General features: G+C 62.9%; 14 protein-coding genes. 6 read left to right on the top strand and 8 right to left on the bottom strand.

Features of this window, described 5'->3' with window-relative positions; all coding sequences use genetic code 11:
- Nucleotides 1-342: 342 nt before the first annotated feature.
- Nucleotides 343-1,113, top strand: a complete 771-nt coding sequence (locus U5A58_RS21155) for a hypothetical protein (protein WP_321962898.1) — start codon at nt 343-345, stop codon at nt 1,111-1,113.
- Nucleotides 1,114-1,160: 47 nt separating this feature from the next.
- Here the strand turns inward: U5A58_RS21155 and U5A58_RS21150 are convergent, their stop codons facing one another.
- Nucleotides 1,161-3,299, bottom strand: a complete 2,139-nt coding sequence (locus U5A58_RS21150; RefSeq protein WP_321962920.1) for a beta-glucosidase family protein — start codon at nt 3,297-3,299, stop codon at nt 1,161-1,163.
- Between the two features lie 251 nt (nt 3,300-3,550).
- Nucleotides 3,551-3,769 carry a hypothetical protein gene (locus tag U5A58_RS21145; RefSeq protein ID WP_321962897.1) on the bottom strand — a complete coding sequence of 73 codons (219 nt, stop codon included), beginning with the start codon at nt 3,767-3,769 and terminating at the stop codon, nt 3,551-3,553.
- A gap of 114 nt (nt 3,770-3,883) precedes the next feature.
- On the opposite strand from U5A58_RS21145, the gene U5A58_RS21140 reads away from it, so the two are divergent.
- The 3 genes from U5A58_RS21140 to U5A58_RS21130 all read left to right on the top strand — a co-directional run bounded on the left by U5A58_RS21140 (nt 3,884) and on the right by U5A58_RS21130 (nt 8,008).
- Complete coding sequence (locus tag U5A58_RS21140) at nt 3,884-4,915, top strand: AraC family transcriptional regulator (RefSeq protein ID WP_321962896.1); 1,032 nt, start codon at nt 3,884-3,886, stop codon at nt 4,913-4,915.
- Between the two features lie 154 nt (nt 4,916-5,069).
- Complete coding sequence (locus U5A58_RS21135; RefSeq protein ID WP_321962895.1) at nt 5,070-7,388, top strand: sigma-54 dependent transcriptional regulator; 2,319 nt, start codon at nt 5,070-5,072, stop codon at nt 7,386-7,388.
- A gap of 236 nt (nt 7,389-7,624) precedes the next feature.
- Nucleotides 7,625-8,008: a hypothetical protein gene (locus tag U5A58_RS21130; RefSeq protein WP_321962894.1), complete on the top strand. Its 384-nt coding sequence runs from the start codon at nt 7,625-7,627 to the stop codon at nt 8,006-8,008.
- A gap of 24 nt (nt 8,009-8,032) precedes the next feature.
- Here the strand turns inward: U5A58_RS21130 and U5A58_RS21125 are convergent, their stop codons facing one another.
- From U5A58_RS21125 to U5A58_RS21105, 5 genes are all read right to left on the bottom strand, one after another.
- Nucleotides 8,033-8,245, bottom strand: coding sequence for a hypothetical protein (locus U5A58_RS21125; protein WP_321962893.1), 213 nt, complete (start codon nt 8,243-8,245; stop codon nt 8,033-8,035).
- Between the two features lie 41 nt (nt 8,246-8,286).
- A complete protein-coding gene (locus U5A58_RS21120) occupies nt 8,287-8,652 on the bottom strand; it encodes a hypothetical protein (protein WP_321962892.1) in 366 nt (121 codons plus the stop codon).
- A 9-nt stretch (nt 8,653-8,661) separates the two neighbouring features.
- On the bottom strand, nt 8,662-9,294 hold the full coding sequence (locus U5A58_RS21115; RefSeq protein ID WP_321962891.1) for a response regulator transcription factor: 633 nt from the start codon (nt 9,292-9,294) through the stop codon (nt 8,662-8,664).
- Entirely contained in the window at nt 9,269-10,783 is a 1,515-nt protein-coding gene (locus tag U5A58_RS21110; protein WP_321962890.1) for a histidine kinase, read from the bottom strand. The genes U5A58_RS21115 and U5A58_RS21110 overlap by 26 nt, the downstream gene beginning before the upstream one ends.
- A gap of 124 nt (nt 10,784-10,907) precedes the next feature.
- Nucleotides 10,908-11,216, bottom strand: a complete 309-nt coding sequence (locus U5A58_RS21105; protein ID WP_321913480.1) for a hypothetical protein — start codon at nt 11,214-11,216, stop codon at nt 10,908-10,910.
- A gap of 287 nt (nt 11,217-11,503) precedes the next feature.
- Between U5A58_RS21105 and U5A58_RS21100 the strand changes: the two genes are divergently transcribed.
- Together U5A58_RS21100 and U5A58_RS21095 are read left to right on the top strand one after the other, a co-directional pair.
- Nucleotides 11,504-12,625: an ABC transporter substrate-binding protein gene (locus U5A58_RS21100; protein WP_321962889.1), complete on the top strand. Its 1,122-nt coding sequence runs from the start codon at nt 11,504-11,506 to the stop codon at nt 12,623-12,625.
- Complete coding sequence (locus tag U5A58_RS21095; protein ID WP_321962888.1) at nt 12,625-14,508, top strand: PAS domain S-box protein; 1,884 nt, start codon at nt 12,625-12,627, stop codon at nt 14,506-14,508. Before U5A58_RS21100 ends, U5A58_RS21095 begins: the two co-directional genes overlap by 1 nt.
- Here the strand turns inward: U5A58_RS21095 and U5A58_RS21090 are convergent, their stop codons facing one another.
- The gene (locus U5A58_RS21090; protein ID WP_321962887.1) at nt 14,509-14,805 is read right to left on the bottom strand and encodes a hypothetical protein; all 297 of its coding nucleotides are present in this window, start codon (nt 14,803-14,805) and stop codon (nt 14,509-14,511) included.
- Nucleotides 14,806-14,895 lie beyond the last annotated feature (90 nt).

Below are 14,895 nucleotides of genomic sequence, written 5' to 3'. Positions count from 1 at the left end.
CAGGCGAGACCCATGACGAGCCGCGCGCCAACCCGCTCGCTGTGGGAGTGGCCGTCCGCATCCGGTTGCCGGGTTCGAATCATCGATCCCAGTAGCGCGTTGTGTAAGTTTTGGTAATTCGACGCAACGCTGCCATAGGGATTAAGGGCAATTCCGTTGCCCGATGGGGCAATCGCCGGCGACAAGGCGAGCTGATGCGCGCGGATTGCGCAACGTTGCCGAGTCAAACCACGGACTCCGTAGTTTTTTCCTTTCTGCCATCCGGAGTGCCAATGCTTGCCACGTGCCTTAGAATCAATGCGGTCCGACCCCTGACTACACAACAACGTTTGAGGAGTTGAGATGGCACAGCTGGTCCACCACCCCGTCTATTTGTTTGTCCTGCTGATCGTGCTGCTCTGCGTCGCTGCCGCGCTCGGCGCGCTTGTCTTGCAACGTGTCTTTCCGCTCGCGGACGACTCACGGGACAACTACAACGTCATACAGGGCGCCACCCTCACGCTGCTCGCGCTATTGATTGGTTTTACGCTGTCCATGGCCGTGAGCCGGTACGACCAGCGCAAGAACTACGAGGAAGAGGAAGCCAACGCGATCGGCACGCAATATCTGCGCGCAGACCTGCTCGGCGAAGCCGATGCGCCGAAGGTCAGAGCACTGCTCGCGAAATATGTCGCGCTGCGCATTACCTACTACAAGACACGCGACACTCACGAACTCGAAACGCTCAACAACGCAACGTCCAGCCTTCAGGGGCAGTTGTGGGCAAGTGTGCGTGACCCGGCTATCGCGCGGCCCACGCCGATCTCGGCGCTCGTGGTGTCCGGCATGAACGACGTGCTGAACTCTCAGGGCTATACGCAGGCGGCGTGGCTAAACCGCATTCCGCTTTCTGCCTGGGGATTGATGATGGCGATCGCTTTCTTCAGCAATCTCATGCAGGGATATGGCTCGCGCGGCAGCACGGGGCGCCGTGTCTTGCTGTTCGCACTGCCTATTACCGTCGCGCTTTCGTTGTCGCTGATTGCCGATATCGATAGTCCGCGCGGTGGACTGATTCGTGTCGTGCCCGTCAATCTGATTTCGCTGCAACAGTCATTTGGCTCGACGCCATAACGCGTGCAGCAGGCCTGGGCGCTTGCGCTGCCCAGGCCGCCCGCACCTTAGTGCATGTCTCCAACGCTCACGCGGTCGGACAGCGCATTCGTGTCACGCGACGACGACGCGGCCCGGATCTCATAGCTTCCGCCATGCACCTGCCACGCGTGCGTCGTGACATTCCATGTCGCAAGGCGCCGCGCCGGAATGACCACACTCACCTGTTGCGACTGCCCAGGCCGCAAAGCGACCTTCGCCCAGCCCACGAGACGCTGCGGCGGCTCGCCCAAGCCCGGCGGCAGCGTTGCATACACCTGGGCCACTTCCGCCCCGGCACGCGAGCCCGTGTTGGCAACGGTGAACGTGGCGATCACGTTGCCGCCATGATCGGTACGCGTTCTGAGCCCCGAGTACGAATATGTCGTATAGGAGAGGCCGTAGCCGAACGGGAACAAGGGGTCGATGTTTTTCGCATCGTACCAGCGGTATCCCATCAGCAGTCCTTCGCTATAAACGACGTTGAGATTGTTGGGGTCGATCGTCGGCTGCGGCAGATCGGCTTCCTGCCGCGGGAACGTGACCGGCAGCTTGGCGGACGGATTCACGTCGCCGAACAGGATGTCCGCAATCGCCTGACCGCCTTGCACGCCCGGATACCACGATTCCACTACGCCGTGAACGCTGGCGAGCCATGGCATCGTGACCGGACTCCCGTTCTCCAGCACGACGATGATCCGCTTGGCCTTCGCGGCCACTGCATTGATCAGCGCATTCTGGTCGTAAAGCTGATTGCTCGGGTCCACCTTGTTGTCCGGCAAGGACAAGCTGGCCAGGTCCGTGCCCTCGCTCTCCCACTGCGTGGCGAACACGATCGCCACGTCGGCGCTGGCCGCTGCGCTCGCCGCTGCCGCAGCATTCGTGCCGTCGAAGAACGTGACAGTAGCCTGCGGCGCTTTGGACTTGATCGCGTTGTACGGCGAGGACTTATACCAGGTCGCACAACTCGAAAGCAGCGGATTGCCGGACTGGCATCCCGCTACCGCATTGCCGTCTGCCGCGGGCACGCCGCCCGACCCGCCACCGGACAGTACGCCAACGTCGGCATGCCCGCCAATGACGACGATCGAGTGCAGGCCGCTAGCGGCGAGCGGAAGGACCGGCTGATTGCTGCCCGCTGCCGCGCCATTCTTCAGTAGAACGATTGACTCGTGCGCCACGGCCAAAGCGTCACGGTTGCCCGCCGTCTGGTCGACCGAGCCGCCGGGGGTCGGCGGATTGTCCATGACGCCAAGGGCAATCATGGTGCGAAGCTTGCGGAAGACCATGTCGTTCAGGCGGGAAACCGGAACGCTACCGGCCTGGACGGCGGCCTTGAGTGCGCTGCTGAAATAGGACTGAATGCCAAAGCCCGCCCCTGCCGCGCCAAGGTCGCCGGGCTGTTCTTCATCGAGACCCGCCATCGCGGACGTGACGGTGCTATGGTTGGCCGTCCAGTCCGATTGAACCTTGCCCTTGAATCCCCACTCGGTCTTCAGGATGTTCGTGAGGAGTTCCGGGTTCTGGCAGGCATACACGCCGTTGACCAGGTTGTACGAGCACATCACGTTGCCGGGATGCCCCTCGCGCACGGCAATTTCGAATGCGAGCAGCTCCGTTTCCCGCATCGTCCGTTCATCGACCACGGAGTTACTCGTCATCCGGTTCGTTTCCTGGTCGTTCATCGCGTAGTGCTTCACCGTCGCGATCACGTTCTGCGACTGCGTCCCCATGGTGCGGGCGGCGCTCATCGTGCCGCTCAGGACCGGATCTTCGCCCATGTACTCGAACGTGCGGCCGTCACGCGGCTCGCGTGCGAGATTGACGCCGCCCCCTAATCCCTCCGCATAGCCGAGCACGCGCAGCTCGCGCGCAATACGCGCACCGTAGGCTCCCGCGAGCGCCACGTCCCAGCTCGAGGCAAGCCCGATCGGTGCAGGAAAGGCCGTGGTGTGCGCGTTCTGCACGTTCACGCCGCCAGCCGAATCGGCGGTAGCCAACGCAGGAATGCCCAGACGGCTCACGCCGGGAATGTAACCGGCGCCCTGCACCCACGAAGGAAACGGGCCACCTAGACCGACGGTGGGAATACCCGTTCCGTGCACCAACTGGATTTTCTCGTCGAGCGTCAGTTGGGAGACCAGCACTGCCGCGCGCCGGTCGGCAATATCGCCCTTTTCTTTCCATTCGGCGGCCGGCTGTGCCGCACCTGAAGCGTGGGAAAAGAACTGCGACACAATCGAAAATGGGTTGGCGCCCCAGGTGTTGCCGGTGGCGGCTTGATCCGCGTATGCCACGGAGCCGGCGCACAATGTGCCGGCGACCGCAATCGCTATTTGCTTCGCATTCCTCACAGTGTCTCTCCAGATTTGCCGATTGTATGAGCGATGACCCGCAGGATTGCGGGGCCGTAATCGGACTACATTTTTCTTCTTGTTTTGTGTTGAATTACCCTACGTAGCGTGATGACGATATCACCCGGAGAAACGTTTGCGCTTATCGTGCCGTCGCGGAACTTAACCTTGCGTCGCGAGATCAGGGTTTGCCTTAACCCTGCGCCATCGGCCAATTCGCCGCTACCTTGCAGGCAGATTACGGTTTTGTCGCGCAGGCTCAGGGCCCATGCGAATCGAATCATGCTCGCTCAAAACGCGGGCGCATCAAGCCATTTGAGGTTTGAAACAAGGATGCTAAAGTCAGCAGCTACCAGCGGTTAGCCGAGGCGACGTTTCCCCGTTCCATGGTGTCTCCCATGACGACCGATCAAAAGACCGTTTCAAACGTCCTTGCCCAACTTTCGCTCAAATCCGCAGTTGAACACGGCATGTCGCCGCACGATTTCACGCGCCTCACTGGCATCACGGAGGCCGAACTCGCGCATCCCGACGGACGCATACCGGCCCACAAGCACATTGCGATGCTCAATCTGCTTGAGCCTGGCTACCAGGCTTCGGAGCGGCTCGAGATTTTTTCCAGTTACTCCTTTCGCGCGCCCGTTAGCACGTTATTGGCCATCGTCACGAATAGCCCGACACTCACAAAGGCCTTTGAGCAGTTCCTGCGTTACCGGGTCCTGATCGGAAATGTCGATACCGTGAAGGTCAAGCGCGCTGGCCTGACGTTCGAATTCGAATACGTTCAGGACGGCGCGCGCAAGAGTTCGTCGAGTGCCTTCTACAATTTTCTGCTGCTCACCCGCCTGGCCGGACAGTACAACGACGACGAACCGTACCCCACGCAGATCGAGCTGACTGGCGACGCATTTGCGCCGGTTTCCCAGCTATCGCACCTGAGCGGCGCGACGGTGAAATTCAGGCAAAGCCGCAACCGCATGCTGATGAAAACCGGGGCGGCGGACATGCCGTATCGAAAGTACAACGAGATCACGGAAAATATTCTCTGCGCTCAGGCCGATGCCGATATCCGACGCTTTCTTATCGGCCATTCCTTTTCTTCGCGGATCGAAGATTTCGTGACGAAGATGATTCGCGAGGCGCATGCCGGCCTGCCATTTTCGAACCCGATGGAGGAAGTCTGCGGCCGGCTTGGCATTTCACGCTCAACCCTGCACCGGCGCTTGCAGGGTGAAGGAACGAACTTCCAGGCGATCCTCTCCCATGCGCGGCTCGAGGAAGCGAGGCGCCTGCTGCCGCTGGCCGATTATTCGGTTGCGGCAGTGAGCGATCTTCTCGGCTTTTCCTCTCCTTCCGCGTTCTCGCGTTTCTTTCTCGAGAACAGCGGCAAGTCTCCTTCGCGCTACAAATTCGAAAACTGCAGGTTCTAGTTGGTTTTTTCGGACACACTGTGATTGCGCTGTCCGCGTTCGAATCGATAGCCGGAGGGCGGGTGCACGCGCGGGATCGATGCGCCGTCACCGATCGTCATCGCCGGAACAAACACAAAAAAATGCCACGCGTTTATCGGGAGCCCACGAGGCAATGAGTACCTTCCCCTTCGTTCCGCTTTCCGGAGAAAAGGCCAGCGACGATGCGTTCATTGGCGAGGCGCCGGCGTTTCGTCAGCTGGTCAGGATGATCGACCGCGTCGCGCCCACCGATCACGCGTTGCTCATCATCGGGCCCACCGGGTCGGGCAAGGAAGGGGTCGCGCGCCGCGTGCACACGCGCAGCGCGCGCCACGATCAACCGTTCGTCGACATCAACTGCGGTGCGATTCCCGAGCATCTCGTCGAAGCGGAACTGTTCGGGCATGTCAAAGGCGCGTTTACCGGCGCCGGCGAGACGCGCCCGGGGCTCTTGCAGCAGGTCGGCAAAGGCACGCTGCTGCTCGACGAGATCGGCGAGTTGCCGCTCGCGCTGCAGCCCAAGCTCCTGCGCGCACTCGAAACGCGGACGTTCCGCCCGGTCGGCGGCTCGTCGAGCCTGCGTTTCGAGGGCCGAGTGGTCGCCTCGACTCACCGGGATCTGCGCGAACTGGCGCACCAGGGGCTGTTTCGCGAGGACCTGTTTTACCGGCTCGCGGTGTTCGTGCTGGCCGTGCCCGGGCTCGACCAGCGCGTCGAGGACATGCCTGCGCTCGTCGCCCATTTCGCCGCGCAACAAGCGCGCCGCATCGAGTTTTCGCCGGCCGCCCTCAGGCGGCTCGGCCGGCATGCGTGGCCGGGCCATATCCGGCAATTGCGCAATTTGATCAGTCAGCTAAGCGTGCTCGCCGAAAAGCCACTGATCGATGAAGACACGCTGGAGCCGTTTCTTCTCAGCGAAACGGCCGGAGCGGTTTCGCGCGCGGCGCTCGCCGACATGCTGCTGCAACTCGAGGGACGCGACAAGCTCGCCGCCGCCGAAGACCTCCTCATCGACCGCGCGCTGGAGCGAACCGCGGGGAACAAGAGCGCCGCCGCCAGTTTGCTCGGTGTCGGGCGCAAGACGGTCGAGCGGCGCCTCAAGTCGCGCGAGGAAGACCATCGCGAAGCGCACAAGAGTCTCGAACATGCACGCGCGCTGATCGAAGCATCGCGCTTTTCCGAGGCCATTGCGCATTTGCGGCGTTGCCTCGATGTGCTGCAGACAAGCCGCGACGAGGCCGCCACGCGGCGCGCCCAGTTCGACGCCTACCGGCTGCTTGGCATGAGCCTGCGCAGCGTGCACGGCTGGCTGTACGCGGAAGCAACGGCGTGCTACGCCGCGGCGCTCGAGATCGGCGAAGGGATCTGCGAACCTGGCGAAATCGCCGCCATCCAGTTCGGCGTGTGGACCACCCAGTTGACGACGCTTCAACTCAAGCAGGCGCGCGCGAGTGCACAGGAGATGCTGCAGCGCGCCCAGAACAGCGGGGAGCGCGTGTCGCTCGACGAAGCACACGTTGCGATGGCCAACACCCTTTACTGGCTCGGCGACAGCGAAGAAGCACTTGCCTGCCTCGCACGAGGCCATCTGCTCGGCGTGACGCGAGACGATGTGCGCACGGGCTCGCAGGGCATCGATCTGGCAAGCCTCGCGCTGACCTTCGAGGGGCTGGCCGCCTACCAGATCGGCGAGTTCGCGCAAGCGCGGCGCGCGATGGAAATGCTGATCCTGCGCGCGAGCGAGCCGGGCACGCATGCGTTGGCGCACGCCGTCAATCTGCAGGGCGCCGCGTGGCTCGCGTGCCTTTTCGACGATCAGGCGCGGCGCGGGCCGCTCGCAAGCGAACTCGAATCGGTGTCGATCGCCAACGGCTTCACGTTCTATCGCGGCATGGGGCAGATACTCCGCGGCTGCCATCTCAGCGAGCTAGGCATGAACACGGAAGCCGAAGCCGTCATGCTCGACGGCTACGACAACCACATGGTCTGCAACGGCGGCGCGCTGTTCTATTCCTTCAAGATGTGGCGGCACGGCGAACTGCTGCTGCGTTCCGGCCGCGCTCAGCAATGCGAAGCGATGCTGGCCGCCGCAGTCGACGAAACCCTCGCGCGCCAGGAGCGCGCCCATCTTGGCGAGCTGCTGGTCACGCGCGCGCGGGCGCAGTGGGCGCTCGGCGATCTCACGTCCGCCGAGCAGGGATTGCGCACCGCCCTTTCTACGGCGCTCGCGTTCGGGTCGGTGCCCGCGCGCGTGGAGGCCGCGCACTATCTGGCCGACCTTTTGCGCGCCACCGGCCGCCGCGCCGAAGCAGTCGACACGCTCGCTCGCGGGCTGCGGGACCAGACGGCGGATTCCACCAGCCGTATTGCGCTCGCCATGGCGTTGCTGGCCGAACTGCGCCAGGAAGCGTCTCGCGAAGCGAGCGACCAGGGAACTGCCGCGGGCGGCTAAGTCACGCAGATAAGTCACCCCGATAAACCACGCTGCACAGTTACGCCGGGACCTGGACGAAATCGTCCACTCCCGGCCATCTCTGCGGACGAAATCGTCCTGCGCCACCCTCTCACTCGCTACCGGAGCCCTTCGCCATGGGGCTGCGCAGCGTTGGCGCGATCGTTGCTTACTTCCGTCATCCGGGACCGGAATGAACGGCAACACGCGCGCATCGAAATCACGACGGGGTCGCGATGCAAATCGCAAAACGTAATTCGCGCGCGCACGGCAGAGATATTCGACGGCAAGGCAAAATAATGATAATTGCAATTGAACAAGAAACATTCCAGCGACCACAGTCCGTCAATCCAGATGTGACAGGCGTGACGACACGCGAGGACGCTAAAGGCGGGGCTCGGGGACAAAGTGCCTATACGGCGAAAAACCTCGATGCGGCCATCACGCACCTGGAAACCGCCATCACCGTCGATGACAACATCGCCGTGTTCGGCCGCCGCTATTGGCTCGCGCGCGTCCAGCGAATCGCGTCCACGCCGGAGATCATGCCCGCCCAGGCCTGCCGCCTTCGACACTTGCTGGATCGGCTCAACGACGAGCGTCTGCACGCAGGCGCTTGAGCGCGACGCCACATCACGAAGGCTTCAGTGCGCAGGACCAAAGAAAGCCTGCGCACCCTCCGAGGGTGTCAGCCCGGCAACGAAATAGCCTTCGAGGCGCTCGGCCTTGGCGTCGTCGAGCAGGAACGGCGGACGCACGAGCCCTTGCGCTACAGCGTGGTCGTACCACTTGCTCATCCAGTCGCGGAGTTTCGTTTCGTATTGGGACGGCGATTCGTCCGGCGCGATCTCTTCCATACGCAATCTCCGCTCGCGGCTCAACTGCCGCTAATTTCCTGTCACTCCGCGCGCCACCCCATCGAAGGACGCAGGACGTCGGGGGGAAACACTTGCCACCCACGGTCGGGATGGCGGAAGAAAAACAGCGCGCGTGGCCCGTCCGTGGTCTGCGCCTCGATGAACACGCTCGCAATCCGCCCGGACGGCGCGCGATGCACCGTCACGACCCGCACTGTCTGTCTGCTGGTGGGGTTCAGCCACTTCACGACCGCTGCCCCTAACGACTGCCGCACCGCCATCGCTTTCCCCCACGCTTCACGTGAGATCATCGTAGGCAGCCGCTGAACCGGCCGCCATCGGGACGGGTAGATAGTTCCCTCGGGAATGGCTGGTTCGCTTGTCAGGATTTCCTTCTCGCCGCGCATGGCCGCCGTCTACTCACCAACCAGACCGTGCCGGATCGCATAGCGGATCACCTCGGCGTTATTGCCCAGGCCGAGCTTTTGCATGAGCCGCATCTTGTGCGTGCTGATCGTCTTGGCACTGAGTGCGCACGCGTCGGCAATGTCGTTGATGCTCTTGCCCGACGCGAGCATTTGCAGCACCTGGAATTCGCGGTCGGAGAGCACCTCGTGCGGAGGCACGTCGCCCGAGTGCTTCTCGAACACCATGGCGTCGACGAGCTTCGGGTCGATAAAGCGCCCGCCGTCCGCGAGCTTGCGAATCGCGGCCAGCAGCACGTCAGGATCGCTGTCCTTCGTCACATAGCCCGTGGCGCCCGCCCGCAGCGCGCGCGACGCGACCTGCGCTTCGTTATGGATGCTGAGCACGAGCACCGGCAACGCAGGCTCCTCGGCGCGCACGCGGCGGATGAGATCGACGCCGCTGATGCCCGGCATCGTCATGTCCAGCAGCAACAGGTCGACTTCGCAGGTCCGCAGCTTTTCGATCACCTCCGAACCCTGCCCGGCCTCCGCCGTCACGACCATGTCGGCAGTCGTCGCGAGGATCTGCTTGAGTCCGCCACGCACGATGGCATGGTCATCGGCGATAAGTATCCTGATCATGGTTGTTTTCGAGCGGAACATGAATCGAAATCGTGGTGCCGGACGCAATACCAATGGTGGGATCTTTGCAAGGCTGACTGTCGATTCTCAACGTACCACCAATCAGCCTCGCACGCTCGGTCATGCCAAGCAGACCGTAAGCATACTTCGCATACGCGGCCGCCACGTCGAATCCACGGCCATCGTCGCGAACACGCAAGTCGAGCGAACCGGGCCCTGCGATGAGCGTGACCTCGACGCGCTGCGCCGCCGCGTGGCGCGCGACGTTCGTCAATGCGGCCTCCACGATGCGAAAGAGCGCCGTGGCCTGGGTGTCCGGCAACGCGGGCTCGCCACTCGAAGTGTGCAGTTCGCAAGGCATGGCGTTGTGCCGGCTCCATTGACCGGTCAGCCATTCGAGCGCCGAAACAAGGCCGAAATTGAGCGCGGCGGGCCGCAGGTGGCTGGCCACGTTGCGGACCATCCAGATCGTGCCTTCGACCAGTTCGCGCATGTCGTCGGCCCGGCCGATCGCCTCTGGATCGTCGGTGAGCCGCATCCTCAACAGCGAGACATCCATTTTCAGCGCGGTCAGCAACTGGCCCAGTTCGTCCTGGATCTCCCGCGCGCTGCGCTTGCGTTCGTCTTCGCGCATCCCTTCCAGATAGGCCGACAGTGCGCGCTGCTGCTCGCGCGCGCGCACGAGTTCGTCCTCCACGCGCTTGCGGCCGGAAATGTCATGCAGGCCCACGTAAATGGCAGGCGCGCCGTCGTAGTTGGACAACCGCGCTGTGGCCATGGCCCAGAACTGCGTCCCGTCCGGACGGCGCAGTCTCACCTCCGCGTCGCCGAAGCTGCCTTGCGCGGCGAGACAGCGCACCAGCCGGTCGCGATCCTTCGGATCGACGTAAAAGTCGACAATATTGACGTTCGCGCACGCCGCTTCATCCACGCGAAACAACTCGCGAAACCGCGCGTTCGAATAGAGCAGATGGCCGTCGGGCATCGAGGTGATGCCCATCGCCACCGGGCCCGATTCGACGATGGCGCGAAAGCGCGTTTCGCACGCCTGCAGGCGGCGCTGCTGTATTGCGATCCGCTGGTGGGCCGAGCGCAACGCGATATGCGTGCGCACGCTGGCCATCAGTTCTTCGACGTGCACGGGCTTGCGTACATGGTCGGCTGCGCCGGCCCGGAACCCATCGGACAGGTCTCGATGCTTGCTTGCCGGCATCATGAGCACCACCGGTATATCGCGCGTGCGCTCGTCCGACTTCAGGCTGCGGCAGGTGGCCAGGGCGCTCACGCAAGCGGCCTCTGCATCGAGCAAAATCAGTTCAGGCTGGGACATGCACGAGCGCTCCAGCACTTCGAGCCCGTTGTTCGCCGCGAGCACCTGAAAGCCTTCCCATACGAGATGATCGGCGATCAAACGGGTCTCGTTCGGCGTAGCGCCTGCGACCAGAATCGTGCAGAGGCTCGCTGTCGTGGCCTGCGAATCAGTCATCATGCCCACGGTCGCTCCGGCCCTGGTTCCTTTGTATTGTCCTCGCTGCCGAAGCCATGGCCCTTCGGCAACCCTTTCTCACGTATGCAGGTAATACGTCGCCCCGCCCCCGCTAACCCTGCGTGCGCTACGTGGCGAACGACTGACGCATGGAGGTTTCCGCACGGTCGATCAGTTCATCGAGACTGCGAGCGAGTTCGCCAAGCGCGGACAACGCATACAGATCGAGTTTGTCCGCATGGTTGCGGCGCAAGTCTTTCATGCTTTCCTGCAAACGACGTAGCGTGCCGGCGCGGCTGTCCAGCAGCGGCCAGCAGTGCATTAGATAAGCCAACGGCGTGAGATTGCGCGATTCGCACCACGTATCGAACAGCCGCGTGCAGATCGTGTTCACGTCCTGAACGCGCGCCAGACCGTCGCCCCACTCGGAAATCATCGCGCGTCGCCTCTGCCGCTTCGAAATGTGCTGACGTCATGATGAGCCCGCCAATGATCGCGTGCAGTCGTCCACGACTGCAAACGGCCAAGGGGAATGCTGAATTTCGTGTCAGGAAATCCTGAACATCAGGCTGCGATCGCCAATCGCGCCCTTGAATCTCTGCGTTCAATCATGACGCTCGCCCGAAGTAAAGCGGATTGTCGGCGAGATTACGTCGCGCTATGCTGCGCGCGACCGCCCCTTCCGTTCCACACAATGCCGCGCATGGCATACGCTGATTTCGTATGAACAGAAGACAGATGATCGCGCAATGCGTCGGCATAGGCGCGAGCCTCATGATGATGCGCTCGAGCATGGCGTTGCCAGTCAACCGTCCGCCGGCAAGCGTCGTATTTCTGAATCCGGGCGAAAGCGTGGAACACGATACAGGCCAGCACTGGCAACTCGTGTCGCGCTTCATGGCCACGACGGCAAGACGTTTCGGCATGCAGCTGGAAGTGCTTTACGCCCAGCGCGATCATCTGCTGATGCTGCGCCAGGCCGAAGCGGTGGCCGCGCGTTCGGCCGCCCCCGACTATGTGGTGATCGTCAACGAAAAGATGGCCGCGCCCCAGATGCTGCAAACGCTGGCGCGCTCGCGAGCCAGGGTGCTGCTGATCCACAACGATCTGACCGAGGCCCAGCGCGCGCAAACGGGCAACGAGCGCGGCCGGATCGCGAACTGGATCGGCACCGTCACCGCCGATGCCGAGCGCGGAAGCTTTCGGCTCATGGACTACCTGAGCCGTTTGAACGGCAGCGCGCCGGCACGCGTGATCGGCATTACGGGCGATCCCGCCACGCCTGTTTCGGCGCAGCGCGCCGCGGGCGTGCAAGCCGCGCTGGCGCGCCGGCCGCAGGACCGTATCGACCAGCTTGTTTATGGCGACTGGAGTTTTTCCGACGGGCGCGACAAGGCACGTGTGCTGCTCTCACGCTATCCGGACGCCAACATCCTCTGGGCTGCTAACGATTCGATGACGCTCGGCGCATTGAGCGCGGTGCGGGAGCGGCATCTTTCGACCATCGTTGGCGGCCTGGGCGCACTGCCCGAAGCCGTGGCGTCGGTCGTGCGCGGCGAGCTGGCCGCGATCGTGGCGGGGGACCAGTTCATCGGCGCCTGCGCGATGGTCCTCCTTCACGACTACCATTATGGCGCGGACTTTGCGCAAGTCGGCGGACCGCGTCAGCGGCTCGACTATCTGAAAGTGCTAGACGGCAGCGACGCGCAGCGTTACGCCGAGATTGCATTTCAAGGCCGCACGGCCCTCGATTTCAGCGGCTTTTCACGCCTTCAAAGCCGGCGCACAGGCGCCTACACGTTCGATCTCGACGCCCTGCTCAATTCCGCTTCAAAGGCCGCCTGATGTTGCAAACCCCGCTGCAAGCCCCTTTGCAGGCCCTTTCCCGATTACGCTTTCCACGCAGCCTGCACGCGCAACTCGTGCTCTCGCTGCTGGTGCTCTGTACGCTGGTGGCGGGCACGTCGGCTTTCTTCCTGCTCGAGCATGCGCGCGAACGCCGGATCGCGGAACTCGACGATCGCGCGAACCGCATTGCCGATCTGCTGAGTCAATCGCTTGCGCAGCCGCTGTGGAATGTCGATCGCGAGGCGATTGCGCGACAACTGAACGTGCTGAAACCGAATCCCGAGGTGGTGAGCTTCACCGTTACAGCGATTAACTATGGCGTGCTCGCCGACGCGAGCAACGCGCCGATGCCCGACCCGCGGGGGCGCGTGGTTCGCGTGCGGCCGATCGAATTCACGCCGCCCGGCAACGCGCCGCCCGAAAAGATCGGCGAAGTGCGCGTGGTATTGACGAGGGCCGCTGCCGACCGGGGATTCGCGACCGCACGCGCGGCGGTGCTGGGCACCCTCGCGCTCGTGCTCGCCGTGGTGTACGTCACGACCTTTCTGCTGATCAAGCACCTGGTGCGCGAACCCATCCGGCGTCTGGAGGACATGGTCGACCGCATCGCAAGCGGCGATCTGGACAGCCGGTGCGCAATCGAATCCAGTGCCGAACTTGGCCGGCTGGCGGCGCGCGTGAACGTAATGGCCGAACGCCTGAGCGATTCGACCGCGTCGCTCAGAGAGAGCGAGCGCAAATACCGCAGCATCATCGAGCATTCACTCGAAGGCTTCTTCGTACTCGATCGCAATGGCAAGCTGCGCGACGCCAATCCCGCGATGGCTCAACTGCTCGGCTATCGCGACGTTCAGGGCATGAAGGCAGCGCTTGGCGATAACGCGTGCGCAGTGCATGCCCCGTCGTCATTCTCCGGCGAAAACACGACGCAACTGTTCGCCATGCTGCAAATCGCCGGCAAGATCGCGGGGATCGAAATCGAGCTGACTCGCGCCGACGGCACCACGGTCTGGTGCCAGCTCAACGCCCGCGGCATACGCTACGACGGCGCGGGACCACAATGCCTAGAAGGACAGCTGACCGATATCTCCGGGCGCAAGCACGCAATGGAGATACTCACTCGCCATCGCGATCAACTCGAGGAGGAAGTTCGCGAACGCACGCGAACCGAGCAGTTGCTGCGGCATTCGCGCGAACAGCTGCGGCAGCTCTCGTCCCATCAGGAATCGATCCGTGAAGAAGAGCGGCGGCAGATCGCCATGACCATCCACGACGAGCTGGGGCAATTGCTCACCGCCATCAAGATCAACGTTGCTTTGCTCAAGCTCGCGCTGAGTCAGGGCGCCGAGTGGAAGCAAAAGGTCGGCGATATCGGAAGCCTGGCCGAGCGGACCATCGACATCGTACGCAACGTCGCGAGTCACCTGCGGCCGGCCGCACTGAACTTCGGACTCCTTTCCGCGCTCGAATGGCTCGTTCAGGACTTCACCCGCCACAATGCAACGGTTTGCACGTTCCGGCTCGAAGGCCGCGAACCTTCCGTGAGCGACGACCGCGCCACCGCTGTTTTCCGCATCGTGCAGGAGGCGCTCACCAACGTCAGCCGGCACGCGCAGGCCTCGCGTGCCGAAGTCGTCCTGCGTTGCACCCACCATCATTTCGAACTCGAGGTTCACGACGACGGAAACGGGTTCGATGTGGCGAACGCGATCCGCGGCAATTCGTATGGGCTGCAGGGCATGCAGGAGCGCGCGCGAATGATCGGCGCGCAGTTTCATATCGAAAGCCGGGACGGAACGGGTTCGAGGGTTCGTATCGTATTCAGCGAAACGCAAGATGTCGTTAGCCGCGACCTGCCCGCCGACAACGAACTCAGGTAGCTATGGCTCATTTGCCTCGCGCTTTTCGAGCGCACGCAGCATCTCGTTGGTCTTGTCGAGAAACGCGGCGTGATAGGCGCCGGGAAGCGCGACATCGTCCATCACCGACATGACGTCTTCGAGCACTTGCCTGAGCGCCCCATGGATCTCGCCGCATTGCGCCGGTGTCAGTTTCGGCAACGCCAGCTCGATGAATTTTTGCATGACCAGCGACCTGGCCGCGAGCTGCGAAATCTTGATGGTCGTTTCCGCCACTTGCGACCTGAGCACGCTCAGCATGTCTTTGCTACCGGTCATGATCACACGTGTTCCAGGTTCGCAGGATGGATACGCATACGGTGCTCTCGCTCGTTTGCATCATGACTGGCATAACGGCATGGGTGCGGC

Source organism: Paraburkholderia sp. J7 (assembly GCF_905220155.1).
Classification (GTDB): Bacteria; Pseudomonadota; Gammaproteobacteria; order Burkholderiales; family Burkholderiaceae; genus Paraburkholderia.
This window is presented reverse-complemented; position numbering and strand designations above follow the sequence as displayed.

Excerpts from the sequence above, each read along its gene's own strand:
- U5A58_RS21105 (WP_321913480.1), bottom strand. The coding sequence starts at position 11,216 with ATGATTTCCGAGTGGGGCGACGGTCTGGCGCGCGTTCAGGACGTGAAC.
- U5A58_RS21155 (WP_321962898.1), top strand. The coding sequence starts at position 343 with ATGGCACAGCTGGTCCACCACCCCGTCTATTTGTTTGTCCTGCTGATC.
- U5A58_RS21125 (WP_321962893.1), bottom strand. The coding sequence starts at position 8,245 with ATGGAAGAGATCGCGCCGGACGAATCGCCGTCCCAATACGAAACGAAA.
- U5A58_RS21115 (WP_321962891.1), bottom strand. The coding sequence starts at position 9,294 with ATGATCAGGATACTTATCGCCGATGACCATGCCATCGTGCGTGGCGGA.
- U5A58_RS21135 (WP_321962895.1), top strand. The coding sequence starts at position 5,070 with ATGAGTACCTTCCCCTTCGTTCCGCTTTCCGGAGAAAAGGCCAGCGAC.
- U5A58_RS21090 (WP_321962887.1), bottom strand. The coding sequence starts at position 14,805 with ATGACCGGTAGCAAAGACATGCTGAGCGTGCTCAGGTCGCAAGTGGCG.
- U5A58_RS21110 (WP_321962890.1), bottom strand. The coding sequence starts at position 10,783 with ATGATGACTGATTCGCAGGCCACGACAGCGAGCCTCTGCACGATTCTG.
- U5A58_RS21140 (WP_321962896.1), top strand. The coding sequence starts at position 3,884 with ATGACGACCGATCAAAAGACCGTTTCAAACGTCCTTGCCCAACTTTCG.
- U5A58_RS21130 (WP_321962894.1), top strand. The coding sequence starts at position 7,625 with ATGCAAATCGCAAAACGTAATTCGCGCGCGCACGGCAGAGATATTCGA.
- U5A58_RS21095 (WP_321962888.1), top strand. The coding sequence starts at position 12,625 with ATGTTGCAAACCCCGCTGCAAGCCCCTTTGCAGGCCCTTTCCCGATTA.
- U5A58_RS21145 (WP_321962897.1), bottom strand. The coding sequence starts at position 3,769 with ATGATTCGATTCGCATGGGCCCTGAGCCTGCGCGACAAAACCGTAATC.
- U5A58_RS21100 (WP_321962889.1), top strand. The coding sequence starts at position 11,504 with ATGAACAGAAGACAGATGATCGCGCAATGCGTCGGCATAGGCGCGAGC.
- U5A58_RS21120 (WP_321962892.1), bottom strand. The coding sequence starts at position 8,652 with ATGCGCGGCGAGAAGGAAATCCTGACAAGCGAACCAGCCATTCCCGAG.